General features: G+C 42.1%; 19 protein-coding genes. 12 read left to right on the top strand and 7 right to left on the bottom strand.

Annotation, left to right across the window (positions count from 1 at the left end; genetic code table 11):
- Positions 1–207: 207 nt before the first annotated feature.
- The 3 genes from OCU46_RS05415 (at position 208) to OCU46_RS05425 (ending at position 2,260) form a co-directional block, all read left to right on the top strand.
- A complete protein-coding gene (locus tag OCU46_RS05415) occupies positions 208–363 on the top strand; it encodes a hypothetical protein (protein WP_167495418.1) in 156 nt (51 codons plus the stop codon).
- A gap of 444 nt (positions 364–807) precedes the next feature.
- A complete protein-coding gene (locus OCU46_RS05420; protein ID WP_141272270.1) occupies positions 808–1,281 on the top strand; it encodes a type II secretion system protein in 474 nt (157 codons plus the stop codon).
- Between the two features lie 394 nt (positions 1,282–1,675).
- Complete coding sequence (locus OCU46_RS05425) at positions 1,676–2,260, top strand: hypothetical protein (RefSeq protein ID WP_141272272.1); 585 nt, start codon at positions 1,676–1,678, stop codon at positions 2,258–2,260.
- Between the two features lie 416 nt (positions 2,261–2,676).
- On the opposite strand, the gene OCU46_RS05430 is transcribed toward OCU46_RS05425, so the two are convergent.
- Positions 2,677–2,904, bottom strand: a complete 228-nt coding sequence (locus tag OCU46_RS05430; RefSeq protein WP_141272274.1) for a helix-turn-helix domain-containing protein — start codon at positions 2,902–2,904, stop codon at positions 2,677–2,679.
- A gap of 9 nt (positions 2,905–2,913) precedes the next feature.
- On the bottom strand, positions 2,914–3,438 hold the full coding sequence (locus OCU46_RS05435) for a DUF2975 domain-containing protein (RefSeq protein WP_141272276.1): 525 nt from the start codon (positions 3,436–3,438) through the stop codon (positions 2,914–2,916).
- Between the two features lie 720 nt (positions 3,439–4,158).
- Between OCU46_RS05435 and OCU46_RS05440 the strand changes: the two genes are divergently transcribed.
- The 5 genes from OCU46_RS05440 (at position 4,159) to OCU46_RS05460 (ending at position 9,940) form a co-directional block, all read left to right on the top strand.
- On the top strand, positions 4,159–5,025 hold the full coding sequence (locus tag OCU46_RS05440; RefSeq protein WP_141272278.1) for a hypothetical protein: 867 nt from the start codon (positions 4,159–4,161) through the stop codon (positions 5,023–5,025).
- The gene (locus OCU46_RS05445) at positions 5,022–5,552 is read left to right on the top strand and encodes an outer membrane beta-barrel protein (protein WP_167495419.1); all 531 of its coding nucleotides are present in this window, start codon (positions 5,022–5,024) and stop codon (positions 5,550–5,552) included. The genes OCU46_RS05440 and OCU46_RS05445 overlap by 4 nt, the downstream gene beginning before the upstream one ends.
- 1,286 nt (positions 5,553–6,838) lie before the next feature.
- Entirely contained in the window at positions 6,839–7,603 is a 765-nt protein-coding gene (locus tag OCU46_RS05450; RefSeq protein WP_167495420.1) for a hypothetical protein, read from the top strand.
- A gap of 8 nt (positions 7,604–7,611) precedes the next feature.
- A complete protein-coding gene (locus OCU46_RS05455) occupies positions 7,612–8,970 on the top strand; it encodes a DUF1254 domain-containing protein (protein WP_141272284.1) in 1,359 nt (452 codons plus the stop codon).
- A gap of 70 nt (positions 8,971–9,040) precedes the next feature.
- Positions 9,041–9,940: a LysR family transcriptional regulator gene (locus OCU46_RS05460; RefSeq protein WP_141272286.1), complete on the top strand. Its 900-nt coding sequence runs from the start codon at positions 9,041–9,043 to the stop codon at positions 9,938–9,940.
- A gap of 759 nt (positions 9,941–10,699) precedes the next feature.
- Here the strand turns inward: OCU46_RS05460 and OCU46_RS05465 are convergent.
- Genes OCU46_RS05465 through OCU46_RS05475 form a run of 3 tightly spaced genes read right to left on the bottom strand, consistent with a single transcriptional unit; the run spans position 10,700 to position 11,828 of the window.
- Complete coding sequence (locus OCU46_RS05465; protein WP_141272288.1) at positions 10,700–11,260, bottom strand: sugar O-acetyltransferase; 561 nt, start codon at positions 11,258–11,260, stop codon at positions 10,700–10,702.
- A 2-nt stretch (positions 11,261–11,262) separates the two neighbouring features.
- A complete protein-coding gene (locus OCU46_RS05470) occupies positions 11,263–11,652 on the bottom strand; it encodes a VOC family protein (protein WP_141272289.1) in 390 nt (129 codons plus the stop codon).
- On the bottom strand, positions 11,649–11,828 hold the full coding sequence (locus tag OCU46_RS05475; RefSeq protein WP_141272291.1) for a hypothetical protein: 180 nt from the start codon (positions 11,826–11,828) through the stop codon (positions 11,649–11,651). The genes OCU46_RS05470 and OCU46_RS05475 overlap by 4 nt, the downstream gene beginning before the upstream one ends.
- 167 nt (positions 11,829–11,995) lie before the next feature.
- Between OCU46_RS05475 and OCU46_RS05480 the strand changes: the two genes are divergently transcribed.
- Positions 11,996–13,753, top strand: a complete 1,758-nt coding sequence (locus OCU46_RS05480) for an SgrR family transcriptional regulator (protein WP_371858849.1) — start codon at positions 11,996–11,998, stop codon at positions 13,751–13,753.
- Between the two features lie 270 nt (positions 13,754–14,023).
- Here the strand turns inward: OCU46_RS05480 and OCU46_RS05485 are convergent, their stop codons facing one another.
- Positions 14,024–16,666, bottom strand: a complete 2,643-nt coding sequence (locus OCU46_RS05485; protein ID WP_337972454.1) for an Ig-like domain-containing protein — start codon at positions 16,664–16,666, stop codon at positions 14,024–14,026.
- 235 nt (positions 16,667–16,901) lie between these two features.
- Here OCU46_RS05485 and OCU46_RS05490 point away from each other — a divergent pair, with 235 nt between their 5' ends.
- From OCU46_RS05490 to OCU46_RS05500, 3 genes are all read left to right on the top strand, one after another.
- Positions 16,902–17,384, top strand: coding sequence for a tetratricopeptide repeat protein (locus OCU46_RS05490; RefSeq protein WP_141269852.1), 483 nt, complete (start codon positions 16,902–16,904; stop codon positions 17,382–17,384).
- 413 nt (positions 17,385–17,797) lie between these two features.
- Complete coding sequence (locus OCU46_RS05495) at positions 17,798–18,361, top strand: prepilin-type N-terminal cleavage/methylation domain-containing protein (protein ID WP_141269854.1); 564 nt, start codon at positions 17,798–17,800, stop codon at positions 18,359–18,361.
- Between the two features lie 300 nt (positions 18,362–18,661).
- A complete protein-coding gene (locus OCU46_RS05500; protein ID WP_141269856.1) occupies positions 18,662–19,696 on the top strand; it encodes a hypothetical protein in 1,035 nt (344 codons plus the stop codon).
- Positions 19,697–20,381: 685 nt separating this feature from the next.
- Here the strand turns inward: OCU46_RS05500 and OCU46_RS05505 are convergent.
- On the bottom strand, positions 20,382–21,056 hold the full coding sequence (locus OCU46_RS05505; RefSeq protein ID WP_141269858.1) for a phage integrase SAM-like domain-containing protein: 675 nt from the start codon (positions 21,054–21,056) through the stop codon (positions 20,382–20,384).
- Positions 21,057–21,292 lie beyond the last annotated feature (236 nt).

Raw genomic sequence — 21,292 nt, forward strand, 5'->3', positions numbered from 1 at the left:
TTACTAGCTAGTAAATATGCGAGTTACTACTAGTAGGTTTTCTAGCCAAAAATTATATAGGTAGAATTTAATATGCCTTTCGTTGACTTATTAAAGAGGTAAGATGGCAGCAAATGGCACGCGAAGCATGGGTGTACGAAGCTACACGAAGATTTGATCCCTAGCCACGTTGTAGATGCATGTCTCTCCCATATTGATAGCAATAGTATGCGTGCAGCATACTATAGAGAGAATGTTTATGGCCCACGAGTTAAAGTCATGGAAGAGTGGAGTGACTTTATTGACCTTCAGTTGAAGGCTGTTGTAACTAACTTCAACGAACATAGCCCTCTAATTGAAGTCATAACCGCAATCATTTCGTAATTTGAGTCGTTAGTTTGAAACCTAGCTCTTGCAGTGTGCGGGGAAGGGGGTGAGCACATTCCTGTCTGAAGATGTGTAAGGGCGACTAATGCTAACGCTTTTTTGTCCAGAGACGTACTAGCACGATCACCGCTAGCTCGTTTATGTCCAAAAGTTTGTTAGACCTCACAGTGTTCCATAACGGCAAAACGACAACTTGGTATAATTACTCTAATGCTGAAGCGTTGATTTCATTTCAAAAAGCCACTCAGATAAAACACAACTGGTCGCAGGTTCACAAAAGACTGTTAGATTAACAAGGAGCTTCGTTCACTTCCCTTTTTTGAGTCCACAAATGACTCGAAGAACCCATAAGATTCCCTCTTAGGCGCGTAATGGTAAATATCTAGGGCTAATTCATGGCACTATCGCGTCTCAGAGAATCATGCATTTGTGGAACAAACAATGAATAAGCAATCAGGCTTCACTCTAATTGAATTAGTTGTAGTTATTGTAATCTTGGGGATCTTGGCAGTTACGGCCGCACCGAGATTTTTAAATCTACAATCCGACGCTAGAGTAAGCGCACTACAAGGTGTTGTGGGTGCAATTAATGATGCGAACCACATCGTCTACGGAAAAGCGGCTATTGAAGGCGAAGAAAACACACCTGACTGGAGGCACAAGGATATAGGTCCAGAGGGGGTGCGCATTCATTATGGCTACATGGATACACACAGCCCGACATTGACGTACTTTGTGCAACTATCAGAAGATGAGTTCAATCTCGATCGTCAAGATAACGGACAAGAAGTCGAAGGGCCAGTGATTAGAATTTCATTAAAGGATCAGCCTAACAACGAATGCTTCGTAGAATATCAAAGAACAAATGTACGTGGTGAACTACCCACGGTGACAAAGGTCCTTGATGGCTGTTAACCATAGTTCTTAATATGGAAAAATTGTAATAAAAGCGACCTCTTCTCTGGTCGCTTTTTCACAGTGGGAATTTCATAACTCAAAAATGTCCAAAACTTTCACAGCTAGCACTTCGTAACTCGGAAATGCCCCAAAACATGTTGGCTCAGCAATGTGGTTTTAAGTATCAATAATAGAATGACCTAACTTTAGACGGTTGGGTTTCTCGTCTGATTTACGCGACAACCACTTGTACCGCAAGCAATGGGATCGCGTCAGAAGTATTCAATTTTGGGTGCTTTGTTGGTGTCTAAAGGTAGTTATATGGTGATCTCGAACTGGGGTTTACTACCTTCTTAATTTTCCATGCAACTGGTATGGTAATAACCACAAAAATGAATTGTCAGAGGGCAGCATGGAGCTATTGGGCGGAGCAGCAACAATCATTGGACTAATCTACAACTTCAAATCCGGTCGAGATGCTAAGTCGGATAGGGAGTACCACGACTTCTTAAATTGGTTACAAGAAAACCGATACCAGAACATCCGTACTCAGATTGAAGGTAACAGTGAACTGGTACGTGGTGTCGATGGGCTACTCCAAGAGAACCACGATGCGGTTATGAGTAAGCTGAACTTCATCGAAGATTCAGTAGCCGGTATTGCGGCTGGTTTATCCGGCCTAAGTACCATAGCTCACGTTATTCGTCCGAGTGCGGAGTTGTCAGAGCAAGCTTTGCGTATTCTCAAGAACTTTGTCGAGTCCAAAGCTAGCTTCATACTGGAGCTAAAAACTCTTGGTGGCGGTGGCGAGGGTTATATGATTGCAGGTGGTGATAGACGTTCACTGGGTATCACAGAGCCAATTTTTGTTGATGATGACTTCGATGCCCTTTGTCGGTTGGGCTTAATCACAGCAGGGTATAACAGCAGTGGCAGTAAGAAGTTCACCATTACTCGAAATGCTCACAAATATGTTGCTCAGATGAACGCAAAGTAGAGCACAAAATCGAGGCCAAAATTACCTCGAAATTGGGTTAAAGCAGGCTGTACAAAACTCAATCAAAATACCCAGAAAGTGTGATGTAGCAATTCTGTAGTGGGTGAATTGACTTGGCCAGTCGCTAAGAGGTTTTTCAATACCACAATTTATCCGTTAGATACTAATTTAGCAAAAACTGTAATTCACTTCTGTTCAAATCCGTGTTGGCGGGGTAGATCTCCGTAACTCAGAAATGCCCCAAAGTTTGTTAGGAGAAGCGACTTAAGTTAGCTTTGATGTCACAAATCTAATTCAAGTGCTTTCTATGCCTCTTGAGTATTATATGAGCACGAATAGTCAGCAAATCCAAAGTTTATGGGAGAGTACCTGTAGCTATTCGCCAATGGGTCGGCAGTTACATGGTTATTTTTACGTTAATTTTCGGACTCAGATTCGATATCTTCAACAAACTCAAGCAAGTCACCAGGCTGGCAATTTAAATGTTGGCAAAGAGCGTTTAGCGTAGTTAGCTTTAAGGCCTTAGCTTTACCATTTTTCAGTACGGATAGGTTCTGTTCTGTAATCCCTATCTTAGATGCCAATTCTTTGGAACGCATCTTACGTTTTGCTAGCATCACATCAATATTAAAAATAATCATAATCAGTGATACTCATATAGTAAGTTGGTTTTCTTCGTTAATTTCAGCACCAAACAACATTACTTTACTGATGCAGAAGACAACCAATCCAACAATAAAGAACGTCAGATCGCTGTCTGAAAAATGGACATTTGTGTGCCAGTCTCCCTCTGAATAAGTTAAAACAAAAGAAAGAGTTAGGTCGGAAGTTAAAGTAATAATGGGTGTGGCAAGAAGAGCGTAGCTGATCAGCTTAATTTTCTGTGCGTTTCCAATTTCAAATATCTGATGGTTCGCATAGAGCTGAAATAGACTAGCAAGCAAATAGAAAATGACAATGAATTGCATGACTGGCAACATTGCAGGTATGAAGCCAAGTAAAGATCGTTCTAGGGATATCGGCATACTCACTTCGACAGGGAAAGATGCGTCGAGCCATTCTGCTGGGTATAAGGTCGCCATAACCCAAAGCATTACAGATACCATGGCGCTAATAGCAATCAAGGTAGTCAATGTTCGATGAACGATTACTGAGAATCTAACGATACTTTGTTCCATATTTAACTCCGGATTAATCTCTGTCTGTCGAGCGACATCACACTCGGTAAACAGGTTAGCACGAGAAGAAATTATCGCAATACGATGTCCTTTTATCTTACACAACAGTTCGAGTTTTAAAATTTTCCTGCAGGGTAGGCTTCTAGGGGCGACCCATCATTGTTCTTGAGTAATGAGCCTTTCCTAGATACAGGTAAGACTTTGGGTTTCCTGTTAATGAAGTAAACTTCCTCAAAAGTCACCTACGACCCCGCATTTCAACGTGAAATCTTATTTTTCACTGTGTAATTTTATGGTTAAAAATCAGCGTTTTTTCATCTCACGGTCCACTCTAAAGTATTGATTTTCATAGTTCTTGCGACAAACATGTGATTCAATTCAAAATCTCCCTTCTCAATCATAAGTTATCGTATTGCGGTAAATTATGATTGTTTTTATTTAAATTTAATCGTAACTTATGCCACAAATTGAGCGGTTACACAGCTATAAAGTTCATCGATTCAAGTTAGGGAAGCACCAAATAGGAGTGCGGTAAGTAAATGGAAAAGTTATTGACTTATTACTTACTCGTTTTTCGATAGCTGCAAAGGTTTCATATATCACGAGTCCTAGCGGTGGCCCTCAAATTACTAATAAATCATTGCGTCGATTAATGATTATATAAACCACTGGTAGCAAGTCGTGCTTGCCATATATTTTTGAAATATGAGATTTCTCGAAATGAAAAAACTAATCCTAGTCTCAATGATCACCTCAACCCTATCAGGTTGTTACCTAGATGATTTAAAAGACAAAGCGGAAAAAGCTGTTGATGTAGGCAAGCAAGTTTGGAATTGCGAGCATGAGCTTGATGGAAAATTTAACAAGAAAGATAAAACTTGCACTCTTGATAGCGGTATCAAAGTTAAACTTGGTCATAGTATGGATCGTTTTTATGATCTTGCTAGAGCATCAGGTGCGCCTGAGATAAGTTTACACAAATACTGTGGAGATCTAGACACAGGAACCTCAATCGGTGTGGTTCAAGCAAAATGCTTTGTTGGTGAAGATGATCACCAGGAAGAAAAAGCTATTGTTGCCGTAGTACATAAAAAGGTTCATGAAGATGGTGATATTGAGCAGACAAGTCAAACTATCTCAATCGTGAACTTGACTGACAAAAAATTTGATGTTCAGTACATTCAGCATTTTGAGCCAAAGAGCAATGCAATTAGTATCATCCCATTCTTTTCTGGACATGACAAAACTGCACTTTTACCTTCCGAACTTGGTGTTCAAACTACCGTAAAGGTTACGATCCCCGAACCTGAAACTGATGAGGATTATGATAACCTTACAATTCGTTATGCATGGAACGTTCGGTTGGACAACATTGGTGACTTTAATAACAATGGATATGAAGTTAAAAACTCAACTTTCACTCCAATACCGATCAAAGATGCCTCTTTCAAGTATATCCCAAAAGTCAAAAGCAAGTTGGGTGTGGGCTCGCGCCCTGCGAATGTTGAATTTTTACCACAATTTATAGGTGGCAATCACTACCTAATTGCAGAACTGATTAAATCAGACTCATGGATTTCACAATGAAAAAGCTAATCTTAGCAATAGCCATGTTGCCTGCTTTTGCATTCTCTCAAGAACCTAGTCAACCAGAGTTGGGCATCAGTTACCGAGAGCCTGAAAATAATATCTGTATTGAGTTTATGTCCTCAAGTATTGATGGTAACGATATTCATGATCGTGGTATCGGTGGTGTAGTGAATTTTGATGTAAATCATTTGGTTAGCATCTCAACAGCTTATCAACGTTTAAAGTCTGAAAAAAGTGATTCTGAGATTATTCAGCCACAATTGAATATTGGTTACACTTGGGCTTTCGACGATGCTGTTCACTCTCAAATAAAACCTTATCTGATAGTCGGTTGGAATTTCACCAAAGAAAAGATGAAAGCAAGTTATGACACTGACTCATATCAAGAGAACGCATTAACATACGGTGTTGGGTTACGATCAGTGAGTTTTGGGTTCTTGTCTTCATCAATTGAATATAAACGTTCAGATTTTATGTTTTCAGAAATGGACCAACTATCATTCTCTTTAGGTGTAGCATTTTAATTAGAATCTGAAGACCATACTTTAACGAAATTTTCAGCTTAATAATAACGAATGAAAGCTAGTCTAACTGCGGAGCAGTTGCAATTCCTCACACGCCACAATTTGAAGGTTTCTAGTATTTTTGATGCCCAGGGAGTGAGGCGAAAAGATGCTATTCCTTTTCATAAAGAGATAGAGAACTCAGAACTGTCCAACGATGCATTGATTGGGCTAGCGCTAACTCAGAAATGTCCAAATTCGTGTTGGCGGGGTAGATCTCTGTAACTCATAGATGCCCCAAAGTTTGTTAGGGTGGCGATTACCATTCGATGATAACGTCTTGTTGTGCTTACTAAATGACGCACATAGGCGTTATTTCATAATGTCGTCAATGCCTATTGTGTGCTGATGGGGCATTAAACACGACCCTAGTTTGTTGATGCAATATATTGAGGCAGGTGGTTGGAACTAAATTTTAGTAGCACAGCATTGTTTACGCCTCAAAGTCCGGCCAAGAAAACTCAATAACCCCCGAAAATCTAAAATAGCTAAGCTGTTGTTTATAAGCCAGTTAAACATCCCTTAGTTCACTCACATTGAGCATTTGGAGTCACCAATTTAGTATTTGATTTACTAATTAGTAAATCAAATACTAAAACGTACTAAAAGATAGCGAATTTAAATAATTTTATTTAAATTCAGAGCGTTAGCTTAAATAAAACTAAAGAGCTACGTAGGGCCAATAGGCATTAGTTACTTATTTGTTTGATATTGAACTGACAGACTCTAATAGACATTATTCGCCCAGTTAGACTCAGGGAACTAAGGTTTAGTGACTAAGGTTTAGTTGCCACTTAAAGCATTGATAAATAATTAAAAAGTCACATTCCACATATTTTTGGATGACCTATACATTTCAGTTATAGGTTTTGTCATCACGTCAATTCATTCAAACTCATTTATGCCCCTTTTAGTTACAACGGTTTAATTCGCTACTTGCTCCATGAGGGGTAATGAATAGTTAAATGCTCTGTAGGTTAATTTACACTTACTAACTTGGTGGCTATTCATATCCTTTTCTTAAGGTTGATTATCAGTTAAACCAGAAAGCAAATAGCCTGAAAACGGCCAGTCATATTACGACAAATCGCTTAACTACTATGTGTATCAAACCCTTAATTGCTGATGTTCAGAAGTTGTTAGGTATATCAATATTGATATATATCATACCCGCGAGAACTCATATCTGCCGCCTCTAAACTTCTATATTATCGCCTCAAAACCTAGTTTACCCTGATTAATAAAGGCTGAGTGTGAATAAAAAACTGTTATTACTGACTATACCTTTAGTTGCGCCAACAATCGTAATTGCCAATGATGAAGTTGCTGATATGTCCGATCCACTAGCGGTTTTTACCCAAGTTGGTGCGGGTATGACGGATAGAGGCCTTAACCTAAAAATTGGTCAGATGTACGACACCGGTAGTGACATCACTGCGGCAATGAACGTCATCGAGATTAAAGGTATAGGTGGCGAAACTCTTGGAGGTCGAAGTGATGCTAACGATTCTGTTGATTCATTTCGCTTTCGTAACTTCGGTGTTGAACTAACCAATGGACGTGGTAAGCAAATCGATATGAACTACGACTTCCAGAACGAGTCGGGTACGGTCTCTTACAGCATAATCCAAGCTTTACCTTCATTTGGTCCACTAACCCTTTACCCTCTAGCGGGAGCGGGTGTGGCCTTTGGTAATGCTGTCGAAGACGATGGATCTAAAGAAGCGGGATATCTTATCCCTGGTACTTTCGGTGTTATCGGTACTTACGCGAGGATTAATGTCACCGATAAGTTATGGCTGAATTACAACCCGATGTGGATGACTACCCTTTCTGGCTCAGACGACTTTACCGACAACGGTTTTGCTGGTCGAAGTGACCTGCTTACTCACGAATTTGCTGTTTCCTATCAAATCCAGCCGCGCTTCAATGTCCGTTATTACGCTAACTGGGATCAGGTGCGTTCATTCGACGATGGTGACCACCGCATCGAATTCAACTATCAACTTTAAGGATTAACATGAAAAGAACATTTATCGCAGTAGCACTTACAAGTGCGCTATTTGCTACTCCATTGGTTGCTTCGGCAGAAGATACTATCCGTTTTACGCAAGCATCGGAGGCTGTTCAGGCTCAAGACCAGCAAAAAATCGCTCAATTGGCCTATGAGTATGCTTATTCCATCGATGAGGCTTACAAATACTTTTACCACACGGCAATTGAGGCAGACTATCCGCTAAACCGTTTCGAGAACATCCGCATTCTTGCCGACCACACATATACTGCGCACCCTACTATCAACAACGATACTCTACATGTTATGGGGTGGATGGATCTTGCTGCTGAACCGGTCATCATCACGATTCCTAAGCAGGATGAAGGTCGTTACTGGCTATTGCATACTATGGATATGGGTCACTACACGGATTCTACTATCGGCTCTGTCGCTTACGGCGCTGAGGGAGGGATGTTCATGTACGCTCTTGAAGGCTGGGAGGGTGAAGTTCCTGAAAGTGTGACCGAGGTTATCTATGTTGAGCATCCAATCTCTAAGTTGATGGGGCGTATCATGGATACGGGCGGCGAAGACTCAGTTAAAGCTCGTCGTAATATGGACGGTTGGAACCTCCGTACTCTGTCTGAGTTTCTTGGTGAGAAAGGCCCAGATCCAGTGGTTCGTGACTATCCGAATCCAGCAGATACTAACTGGATAGAGCGTGTAAACTTTGTTCTGTCCGAAGGTACTATGCGTGACCATGATGCGGATTTGCTAGAACAGTTCAGCCTACTCAAACTCGGTGAACCCGTGGGTACCAAATTTACTACAGCCGAGCTGAAACTAATTGAGCAAGGTGAGAAGGATGGTTTCGAACACATTTCAAACGCTGGTTTCGATGATTCACGTCTAATCCTTGGTACTCGTGAAGAAATGAGCATTGTACCTAGTTTCCAACACGCATTTGGTACGTACTTGGGTCAGTGGGGTCTTCCTGCAGAGCACACTTTGTATCAAGGAGTGTACGTTGATAGTGAAGGTCAGCAGCTGGACGGTTCCAAATACGACTACACAGTGACATTCACTGCGCCACCGATTGAAGACGGTGGTTTCTGGTCATACACCAACTACGGTGGTGAAAGTCTGATCATGGAATACAATGAATTGAACCGGCACTCACGAGGTGACCGCACAATGGTTCCAAATGAAGATGGCACATACACCCTAACCATGAGTGCTAAAACGGAAGATAAGGCTGATGACCCTAACTTCCTCCCTATTCCTAACGGTACCTGGTACTCGGTTCTTCGAATCTACACTCCAGGTGAGGATGCTCGTGAAGATGTGTGGCAATCAGCTCCTTTCATACGTGTAGAGAAATAAGTTTACCTACCTGATAAAACCAGCCATAGTCACTGACTTGGCTGGTTATTAAATTTTGAGCATTGGATCTATGTCTAAATTAGACTTAAATTTGTTGACCACACTGCACGCTCTCCTAAAGTACAAAAGTACTACCGTAGCGGCTAGCCACTTGAAAACCAGCCAGTCGGCCGTTAGTCGGTCTTTGGCCAAAATCCGCGACCTGCTAGGGGACGAGTTACTGGTTCGCAATGGCCAACACCTAGAGCTTACAGCCCGTGGCCTTGAACTAGAACGTGACGTTCCTGTACTGCTTTCTAATATGGAAAGTATCTTCTCTAAACAGGATTTTGATCCTGCGGAATGTAGCGAGACCATCACGATTGCGATAAATTCCTCTATCGCCGAATGGTTAGTACCGCCACTATTTCAGCTCATCAAATCTCAAGCCCCGAACATGAACCTGATTATTGAGGACTGGGATCGGTCTACACCGAATTTAATGTCCTCTCAGGAAATCCAGTTGGGTGTGAATTACTTCCCAATCGATCTACCTAAGAGTTTCATTCAACGGAAGGTGGGTAAAGACGGCATCGTTCTGGTATGTCGTGCACAACACCCCCTGAGTCAGCTATCAAAAGTCAGTATTCATGACGTGAAAGACCAAGCATTCGCTGTACATATAATGAAGGATTGGAATGACAAAGAGCCTAAGGCTATGGAGGTATTCCGAGAGTATGGATTCAATATGGATGTCCATTTACAGTGCCGTCATATGAGCGTAATACTTCGGAGCATCTTAACTTCTGATATGGTGTTCTTCTGTCCGGCTATGACCGGAGCACAATTAGATGACCAGTTTGCGGTCATACCAGTAGATAGAGAAATAACAGTTGGGGATATCGGCCTTTTTTATTCCAACCGACTTATGAGTGACCCTATGACCCGATGGCTAAGTAAATCACTGATGAAAGTTATAAAAAGCAGATAAAGAGAATAATGAAACAGTCCTACAAAAAATTATTATTTGTGCTGTCTATAGCAGCGCCTCTGACAGTCTCTGCTGAACCTACTATTCATGATTTACTCGAATGTGCGGTCGCGGCGCAAATAGTGGCTGATGATATGGCTACTGACCCACACTTGTCCCATATAGCTTCTTTTTGGCAGAGCGAGGCTAATTGGTATTCATTAGGGGCATATGAGCAAGATAGTCGATTCGCTAGTAGTTAGAGCACACAGAAGATAGTGGCTAGTACGGCTCAAAAGACAATGTAGAAATTTGGCCGCCAGTTGCCAATGTTGACCAAGTACCACTTCGAAGCCACATCTGTTGAGGGGCTTGGTGCTAAATCTTGCAAAAGCTATAGTATGGCAAGAGAAAAGAGCTGATGCCATTTATTCTTGGTGAGCTGAACATTTTACTCTTATCTAACTAAAGCACGGTCACTTTAACAGCAGTATTGGTATACCTGAGGTAATTCATTGTTCACTAAATTAGTAAATCCCCTGACACGGAAATGTCCAAAAGTTAGCTATAAACGTCTAATACTGCCTTAATAGCTTTGCTCTGGCTTTGCTGAAATTTTAAAGGGTTCAAATATGCTGGAGCTCTAAGAACTCCAGTACATTAGGTGGGCAATTCTAGGAAATTGTGAATTGGAAATACAATATCAATCTGGTCAGCAATGAATCTAGGCCTTACTCGGGTAGCACAGAAAACCCTGGTACTGTTTCATAGTGCTGTTTTCTATTGGTGCAGTTCCTTCAGTACACGGCAAGGATTTCCTGCAGCGAGCACATTCGCTGGGATATCTTTGGTGACTACAGAGCCTGCACCGATCACTGTGTTGTCTCCGATACTTACTCCAGGGCAGACGATTGCCCCGCCGCCAATCCATACGTTGTGTCCAATCTTAATTGGCAGTCCGAACTCAACGCCTTCCTCGACGCGCTGTTTTACATCAAGTGGGTGACCGGCGGTGTATATCTGCACGTTAGGGGCGAGCATGACATTATCGCCGAATTCCACCGTGTTTACGTCTAGCACAGTACAGTTGTAGTTGGCGTAAAAGTTCTTCCCAAAAATGATGTTACTGCCATAGTCACAGTAGAAGGGCGGATTGATCTGCGGTAGGTCTACTCTGTTTGGCAACAAGCTTTCTAGAGTCGATTTCCAAGTATCTGAGTGACGCGTGGTTTGGTTTAGTTGCATTAGGAGTTCGCGACATCGAGAGTGCTCTTCAAACAGTTCGTTATCGGAAGCCAGGTACGCTTCGCCTGCTAGCATCTTTTCTTTTTCAGTCTTCATAATTAAGCCGTAATCTCCACACGATTGCCTTCAGGGTCTAAGATTTCACTCTCATAATATCTGTCACCGGTCCAGCGTGGTCCACTGATAATCTCAATTCCGTTTGAGGCGAGCGATTCGGTCAACTGGTCAACCTTCTCGACACTTCCAAGTGAAAACGCTACATGTGCCATCCCAGTAAACTGTTTTTGAACATTCTTGGGTAGAATCTCAACCGAATCCATTTTCATCAACTCGATGCGAGCACCCTTTGAGAGAGACAAGAAATAAGAAGAGAAACCCTTTTTCGGGTTTTCATATTTGTTGTTGCTCTCAGCGTTAAAGAAGGTTTGATAAAAAGACTTCATTTTCTCTAGGTCTTCACACCAGATAGCTATGTGTTCGATTTTCATTTGTTTGCCTTGTCATTGTTAGAGTCACGCCAGTCGTACAGAGAAAGCAGTGATTGTGTATAGATTATCGCTTCCAATTCCAATGCCGTTTTTGCTTGCTCGCATCGGGATTGGTAGTAAGTGGTAATAGATTTTGAGTTCAGGTTTTGAAGAAAAGTCTTTATTGCTGTCAACATGTCATAACCTCCGTTAGTTGGGTTTATTATCAATAAAATACGGAGATCAAAAACAGAGAATAGAATTTATGGAATTTCCACATATCACTATTTGCAGCGATGCTATAGTATAGAATCGGCGATATGGGATTAAATGTGGAAATAAATTACAGTTAGGAGTGCCTAATTTGAATGTCGAAAAACAGATTCTGTATTTTTCTCGTTTAGCCAAGCTAGGCGTAAATAAAGAGATACTTACGACGTTACCCGAATTGGCTGAGACCATGTTCACCAGCACACGGCACTGTCGTGCGTTACTAAAAGAGCTCAGCATTGCAGGTTGGATAGAATGGACTCCAAAAGTAGGGCGCAATCAACGTTCGCACCTCTTCCTAAACTACAGCTTGGAAGGCATGAAGTCAGAGTTATCTCAGCAACTCATGCGAGAGGGGAGCTATGAAAAGGCGCTCAACCTAATAGACAATGACCAGGAATTGTTTGGGCGATTGCTGAAAAGAACCTCTGGAGCACAGCAACATCAGGGGCGACTGCATGTACAGCTTACCTATAACCGCCAGTTCTCTTCCTTGGTTCCACACATTTCCCAACGAAACAGTGAGCGCTTCTTGTTACGGCAGGTATACAGTTGCCTCACTCGATGTGACGAACTAGGACACATTCAGCCAGACCTTGCTCACCATTGGAATTATGATGAGCAAACGCTGGTGTGGCGATTTTATCTAAGGCCCTATCTCAAGTTTCATGATGGCAGTGGCATTACCTCGAAAGTGGTCGCAGAACTATTTCAGCAACTAAGAGGCATTGCAGTTTACGAGCAAGAATTCTCACATATCAAGGATATAAGGGCTATTAATCCCCTTTGTATCGAGTTTGAATTAAGTGAGTCTGACCCCGGACTAGCGGGGCTGTTATCTCAGATCAAGTATTCAATTCAGCCTTATGTTCAAGACTTAAGAGCGAGGAAAGTGGTTGGAAGCGGTATGTTCAAGGTTACTGAGCACACTCCTCAGCAACTGACGCTACAGGCCTTTGATGATTATCATGGCTTTCGAGCCCTTACAGAGTCGATTACGATTTGGCAGGTTGCTGAGCAATCTTCACGAGTATTTGGAGACACTGTTCTTCAAGCTGAAATGGGAAAGCAAACGAGCACTCTTTGCTCCAATTACTTATCTGTAGATGGTGGGCAATCTGAACTGGAGAGTGAGCAGAGAAGTAGGATAGAGGACGGGTGTCTACTGACTCTCGTGAATAGCCGTGCGAAATTGTCTCTGTCTCAGCGTAAGTACCTAAGCCAACTTGTTTCCACTGAACGGCTTTTGAAGCAGATAGCCTCTACCACGGATAAAGTCGAAGCTGTTCCCGCCTACAATCTGCTCCCTGATTGGCTTGGTATGTTGCAAATACAAGATGGTGTTGAACCGCTCCCTAAAAAACTGACTATAGGCATCTTTGAGCACAAAGCACTCAAAAAATGTGCCCCGATAATCACTGAGTTGCTGGAGCAAGTAGGGGTGAAATGCACAACCAAGGTTTATTCATTCGAAGAGTTTCACCAAAGGGCCGTCAACAATGAACTGAATGAAGACTTGTTACTCACCAGTATGAACCTAGATGAGAACCGCCCCATTTCCGCGTTTTATTGGATGTGGTCGAACCCTATAATTCATCAAAGCTTACCCGAGCCGGAAGCTATTTGGCTCATGGGGCGTCTAACCGAAATCAGAAGTGATAAACCTATAACAACTTACCTTAAAGAACTAGAACCTTTAGCCTCGGCTTTGATTACATCCGGCTGGGTTATCCCAATGTTCCACCATCGTCAGACATTGCGTTTTGAAGGTGTACTCAAAAATGTGGCGATGAATACTTGGGGCTGGCCTGTTCTTCAAGATATTTGGAGTGATGAAAACCTAGCTAGTTAATTCATGAAGTCTGTACTCCATTGTGTTTTAAGTTATTCTTCTACACAGCATTCAGTTTGGTATTTGACTTACTTTTCCTTGTGAAAAACTCTAGTCATATGGTCAAATTTTCTTGGCTACTGCAAACAAACTTCTGTCCAGAGACGTTTTGGCGGGGCTAGCGCTAACTCGTCTTTGCCCCAAAGTGTGTTACGAAAATTTTGGGGCTTCATATGCTCAGGATACATAATCAATAGGTAAAGAGGCCCTCGATAAGCCTCGAACAGATAGCTAAAGCGGCAAATCAAATACAAATTGTGCGCTGACAATTTGTACATCATCAGACACCTTTTCCCACAACAAATCGATTTTCCCGTAGTCATTTCGGTTAAGGTTAATACCTATCCCGTAATTGAAATGAGTGTTTTCATCTATATCGATAAGCTCAGACGCACCGTCGATACTCGGCTCTATATAGCTAATCCCTAGTACTACAAAAGGGGCAAAGTTGTCTCCCCAGAGCTGATTGATACGGTATTTTGCATTCACTCTAAACAGGTGATACTGAACATCAGTGTTAGGGTAGCCTACAGCGTCTGATTCTAGTTTGGCCTCGTTTAACCAGTTATAGCTGACATAAGTAGACCAGTTGGAATCGAATTGGTAGCCAAAACCGATACCAAAAGCAGGCTGGTACTTATCATCTTGTTTCCATTGTGTATCGTCTAAATCAGGAGATAAGTAAGACATTCCTAGATCGGCGTTAACGAAAAAACCCTTATCCTCACTGTTATTGTCAATAGTCGATGCATTGGTGGATAACGCAACTGACGACAACGCTACTGCTAATAGACCTCTCCTAACTAAAGTTAGACGTCTATAGATGAGCAATAGTAAAACTATCAAGCCAGAGTAACCTACTGAACCACCTACAATGGCCTGTCCTGAGCTATCTTCGTCAGTTTCAGTGATTAAAGGCTCACCCGCCTTGACTTGCAAAGTCACTCTTTGGGGAAAACTGTGTGCGAGGTTTAGATCGACTGCATCATAGTAAAATTCGTCAATACCTACAAAATCAGCTTCTGGTGTGTATGTAAAACTTCCATCAGAGTTAAATTGAAGCTGTCCATTAGAAACATCACTAAAAAGCCTTGATGTGAGTCCTTGATAAAATGGCTCTGAACTATTTTGATCGTCTCTGTCATTTGCAAGAACCCCCGGACCATGAATGGTCAGCACTTCTGTTGTATGAAGGCTATAAGTGTCTTGCTGAGTCGTTGGTCGAGAGTTGGTTGGAATAGAAATCCAATTAGTTGATTGTATATCGATGTTTACCGTTGCCGTTTTCCCTCCTAGATCGTATTCGAAAGAATCGTGACCATAGTAACCGTCGTTGGGTGTATATAAAAATGAGCCGTCTACCTCAAGAGTTAGAGAACCGTGTAGGACATCTTTAGTAAGGGTTGCATCTAAACCTCCAGGCGTTGTGTCATTTGCTAGGACGCCCTCTGCGCTATTTTTGAGAACAGAAACACCCTCTTCAGTGGTATAGCTATCGTTATGAGGATATAGCGATTCGTGTTTTTCATATGCCCCAATATCAATGGCAGCGCCTTGTGGGCGAACCTCCTTAAGGTAATCGCTAGCAATTGAGGTACCATCCGAATACTTCGCGGCTTCATCGTTACCCATGTCAACAAGTGGTAACGATAGTTCATTGGGAACAAAGCAGCGATTGCGATTAAAGCAGCCAAGTGCGTTTAGGTTCAAAGCTGTATCTGCAACACCATTCGTAGAAAGGTAGTTATTTTTATTTACAGCCCTTGGATAAATTGTCGTATCGGCCCAATTTGTTGGAGAGATCAATGGCAGTGTATTTTTTTCAGGGTCCGTCGAAAAAATTAAGTTATTGTTTGCGATAAGTTGTGCCGAGCCCAAAAGATCAATATGTGTGGCATTGAAAAGAGGGGGAAAGCCGCCTGCAGTTTTTGGTGTAAAGTACAAGGTACTATTAGTCAGTGTCAGATCGCCATCATCGACTAATAAACTACGAGTAGCAAGAGAGTTTCTGCCATCAAAAAGCGAGTTTGCTATTTCAACATCTGCTCGTTTAAAAGAGAAAGCTGCATCCCGAAAACCTGCGAAATATGAATCCTTTATCGTCGCTGTGCTTTGTTGCAACGATACATGAGAAAGGACTCGAGACGAGCTTATCGCTTTCTGCCCAGTAGAGTTATCTGCTATGGCTGTGTTAGAGATAATTAGATCGGTATCGAAAGCTAGAATAAGCTCTTTACCGTTATTAACGCGGTTTTCAAAAATAAGACTATCGTTGATGGTAAGGCTACCAACGTTTGGCCCAGACAAATCTGATGAGCCATGTAAAATCAAGTTATAAGAGCTGTCTTGGACTACGTTGTTAAACAATGCGACGTTGTTTAACGTTACGTTTGCATCATCAGCATTGAGCACACTGCCAGTATGAGTCACTGCAATATTTTCGATAGTGACATCAATAACTCTTCCTGCAACATTTCTCGGGTTCACTCTAAAAAGTAATGAAGAGGGTTTGAGTATGGTCACACCAGCATCGAACGGGTAACCCGCATTGAGAAGACCGCCGGATGTTATCCACCTTTGCTTGTCATCTATGACTACTCTGTCATTACCCAGTCCACGAATGATTACATCATCTTCAATAATAATCGGGTTAGAAGAGACTCCAGCGCCTGCTAGGCCAGGGTAGATAGGCGCGTTATTGCCAAAGGTCGCTGGAATTTCAACAATGTCTGGTCCAGGGTTTTGATTTGCTTGTTCAATCGCCCATCGCAAAGTCCCATTGCCTGTAGCGGCATTACTAGTTACTTGATAAGTAGCTGAATAAGCGGAATTTGAAACGAGTAAGGTTGCCATTAAAGCGAGTAATTTATTCATACGACTCTCATCCTTGAGTGAATAGTTTACGCATACGCTTCTAATGTAACAGAGTTGTTTTGAATGTAAATTAGATTGGTATTATTGAAACCAAATCGGTTACCTGATTCAGCGTCGATGCGCCTAAATTATACGGATATGAAACAATACATATTGATAGTCCAAGTGGGTAGATTGGATTCAATGAACCTTAACTCACAATATAAATAGCTGTTGTTAGATCTAAAGGAAAAGAATGGAAACTATCATTAAACAAGCAACTGAACTGCGAAAAGAAGCCAAGTACAGCGAATCTAGAGCCTTGTTAGCCTCGTTGTTGAACAATGACAAGTATTCTGCGAGAGCTCATTTGCAGATTGCATGGTCTTACGACAACGAGGGCAAAGAGAAAGAGGCAATCACTCATTATTTGTCATCGCTCTCGGGCATTCTCAGTTCAACAGAAAGGTTTGATGCCTTGTTTGGTTTGGCGAGTACTTATCGAAGCCTTGGTATGTACGCAGAGGCATTAAGCTATTTTGAACAAACTCTTAATGAGTATCCTAGCTCAATTGAGGTTCAGCCTTTTTATGCGATATGCCTTTACAATTTAGGACGTCATAAAGAAGCGACTTCATTGCTGCTCGAACTTCTGATATCAACCACGAACAGCGAAGCAATTAAAACCTATCAGAGAGCGATTTCTTTATATGCACAAGATTTGGATAAAACGTGGTAAAGGAAAATATACGAAACGTACATCTAACACTTGTAGATTGTTTTTGAATATGACATCTAACTCGTTTATGTCCAAGAACGTTTTACAGATCCAAGCTTTGGGACAAAAGTGAGCCCTAGTTGGCCTAGCATGAAATGGAAAACAGTGGAGGATTTATATTGAATGATACAAATGACAAGAATCACAACTGCCAGATAAGAAGAAAGACTTAGTATATAGTGATATGTCAGGTTTCTCTGCTAAATGACGTTGCTTTTACGCAGGTACGTTTAAAGTAGCAATTAATACTTTCGATTTTTTAAGAATAATCCAATAGTCACCTCGGTAATAACAGATGTTACCGAGAATCATTAGGCATACATCAACTCAGTTGATAGTTTCTCTGTCTATTTTTTAGTCAGAGAGTCGGTGACATGAAGAAGCGAGTTAGTGGTTTCACCCTAGTAGAGCTAGTGGTGGTTATTGTCGTTTTGGGTATATTAGCCGTTACTGCTCTTCCTAAGTATCTGAATCTGCAAAGGGATGCCCGTATTGCTGCTGTGCATGGAGCGGCGGGCGCCTTGCATGATGCGGCTAAGTTGGCTTATTCGAAAGCGGCGATAGATGGTATTGAAAATGAAGGCAGATCTGGCCCCAAAAGTCCCCCATATTCAGAAACTAACTTAGGTATCCTAGAGTTAAAAAGAGGTTATCCCGAAGCTTATGCCGAAGATGGTGGCGTGGGCATCATTCAGCTTACTGATTTCGGAGGGTTCGTACCTGAAGATGGAAGCGGTGCATCGACTGATTGGGATATTTGTTATGCCTCAAGAAGCGGTAATTGTTACCCAGAGGGAGCTACCGGTAATGGAGAAGTAAGAGTCGGCTTCGACATACTAGAAGACGATCTACGGAAATGTCGTGTTCGGTATATCGAAGCAGAAGACAAAGGCTTTCCTGACGCATATCAAATCATCATAGAAACTCAGGACTGCTAAATCTTGTGCCTTCCAGTTATAATCTAAAACGAGGGTTGAATTTTCCTCCTTCCAGAAAAGTTCAATCCCGAACCTCTTATTGTCTGGCCCATCGAGTTTGATGGGTTTAAACCGCTAATTAAACCAGTTTCCTTTTTATTCGCCCTTATGTAGTTTAGCTACACTTCGCATATCTTCTTATTCTTTGAACTTCTGTCGTTCAAAAAGATGTAAAAAACGGCTTGTTTCCTCGTCATTGATGCATTGATCCTGTTAATGTATTGGTAGTTTGAACAAGCACTTAAACTCAAGGAGTGAGAAATGAAATGCATTAAACTAACTGCATTGGCATTCGCTATTACGTATATAACCGCATGCTCTCAATTTCAGGGCAGTTCTCCAACCTCAAATCCCAACCAAACAATTACAGTGACGGAAGAAAACTTCACTCACGCTGAAACGGCTCGAAACTATCGCAACTGGGCAAGCAAGGGGGCCACTGAGAAGTTTGTGAAGATGCAGGGACTACCTCCACGTGGCAAAGCTGCACCAACGGTTCAGATGAACGATGATACTCTTTACGGAGTGGTTATCGTAAAAGCCAAGGCTGGGGAAGTCACCTTCTCTATCCCAGAAACAAACAACTACATGGCGGTTCAAGTAGTCACAGAGCGTGGCCACGGGCAGCATTATGTTGTGGAGGATAGCAGCTACAATCTACCCGTTGAATCTGACTACGCCTTGTTGATTTACCGCTCAGGTACTGAAAAAGGTATCGAGAATGCAGTAGCTCAACTGGACAAGGTAAACGTAGGTGACTTTAACTTTGCTACAGATTATCAGGTAAAGCCATACGATTATGACGAAGTCGAAAAGTGGGTTCAGAAATACACAGCTGAAGTAAACAGCATGGTTAACTTTACCTATACCTTCCCAAGAACCAGCGACAAAGTAACCGACTTACACCAGTGGAACCTCGAGAATGCTGCAGGATGGGGGGGAGCGAGTCCTGAAGCATTCGTAGGTAACAAATACTCTAACAGCCCTAAGATGAGTGCAAGTATTTGCTACACCACAACATTTGATGATCCCAAAAACAAATTCTTCACTTCAATTACTGCTTACGACCAAGACAAATACTTGATGGAGGGGGTTAAGAACGTTAATTCAAACACTTGGGAAACCAATGGAGACGGGACAATCACAGTGTCATTTAACTGTGGTGAAACAGCCAAGAATAACATTGATACTCAGGGGAATGATTTTACGTTTACCACTCGTCATTACGGAGTGAATCCAAGCATCATCAGTGATCAGAAAGATCCAATCATCGCAGGGGTTAAAGAAGGTAGGTAACTACCTAAGGATAAGCCCCTTTAAACTTCGTTAGGGGCACTTCGAATACTTGGGTAAAGTATCGTAATACGCTAACTGTTTAGTGTTGACTTGTCTTGATATATCAAGGCGTAGTAACCCTACGGCTAACATGCTTTTGTCCATAAACGTTTTACAGAGCCAGGTTTCAGGACAATAGCGCCGTAAACCGTTTGTGTAGAAGGTTTTGATTCACTTAGATTATGGTTGCCCGTACTTCGCTCGAAAGTCTATTTTGAGAAAAGAAAAAATAAAATCTTAGCGTTGAAGCCAAGTGGTGTAAGGCTTTGGGTTTCAATTTTTGCTGTTGGCTCAAAAGTAAAGCTGAACACAAAATTTAAGAACTCTTGTTTGTAATACCTACATTGCAAGGCAGGGGGGACTTCCCGAAAGGCAATTGAAAGTGGGTAGGACCGCCACTTTCGAGAAGGGAGCCTAACCCACTCCGCTCTCTGCCTTGTTTTCTCAGTCACCAGTGGTCAACTGAAGGGTTGCCCATCATATAAAAGTTAGCATCACTGCCTATCAAGGAAGTCTTCGAAAGAAAGGTAGCGAGAAACCATGGAGATAAAGTCGCTGGCTTGCCCTTTGGTTGGCGACTTTATTTCACTACTGTGTGGATACACACAGCATTATCTTGTGTCCCAATGGTTTAACTCCTTGTTGGTCATTTCCAGATGGAACTTAACGCAACTATCAGAAACCACTTGAACCAGTGAAACCTGCTTGCCTGTTTGGAGCGTGTGGCCGACTTTTCATGCTTACCTTTAGTTTTGGTCTTGGTAAGAGTAGTTGGGGCGAGCGTAGGTTGAGCGCTTACATTTGCAGCGGACAGTTGCTCTACGAAAAATGTTTGAGAAAGCTCCTTGTTTTTAGGCCAATGTGTCTTGGAAATGATGGGAGAGGGGGAAATTTTAATGAGCGCAGCAATTGTACCTGTTTGGCTCACTTGCAATGAAGCGTTACAGTCCAGATGGGTATCCTTTGAGAAAGCCGGTTTTTCAGCGTATTTAGCGTTCAGCTTCAGATTATTAATCGATTTACACGGGTCTGTCTTAAAGATACCTGCTTTACAGGCAAGCCGAGTGAGGCAACGAAATTGTCTGATGTAGTTGTTGATGGTGGAAGGAGCAAGGCGCTCTTGGCATTGATTGATGAAGGTAACAATATCGTCATGCGATAGCTCGGTGAAGCTCAGGTTCTCATTAATATAATTGCAGACTTTGCTAAGACAGGGGATGTAGATGCGTGCGGTTGATTCTGCATACGATTTTAGATACACCGTCTCAATGATGGTTTGTAGCTGATTGACTGCGTTGATTGCCGATTCATGTTTTGTCATTGTCTTTCTCCTTTGGCACCAACGTTACGCTGCTGCTTCGAAGCACGGTAAGTCAGTGCTCGGAAAAAAGTTTCAATGTTGCTCCAGTCGAAAAGCGCGACACCCGTATTCACGGTGTTGCTTCATTGAGCGCAGTCCTCGCGCATTTCCAAACTCTAAATCCAGACTGATAAAACGACTTAAATTTCTTTTTTACGGCTTTGTGAATGAGACTTTCGGGGTCGGTTCGACCTGAT

The organism is Vibrio comitans (assembly GCA_024346835.1).
Lineage (GTDB): Bacteria > Pseudomonadota > Gammaproteobacteria > Enterobacterales > Vibrionaceae > Vibrio > Vibrio comitans.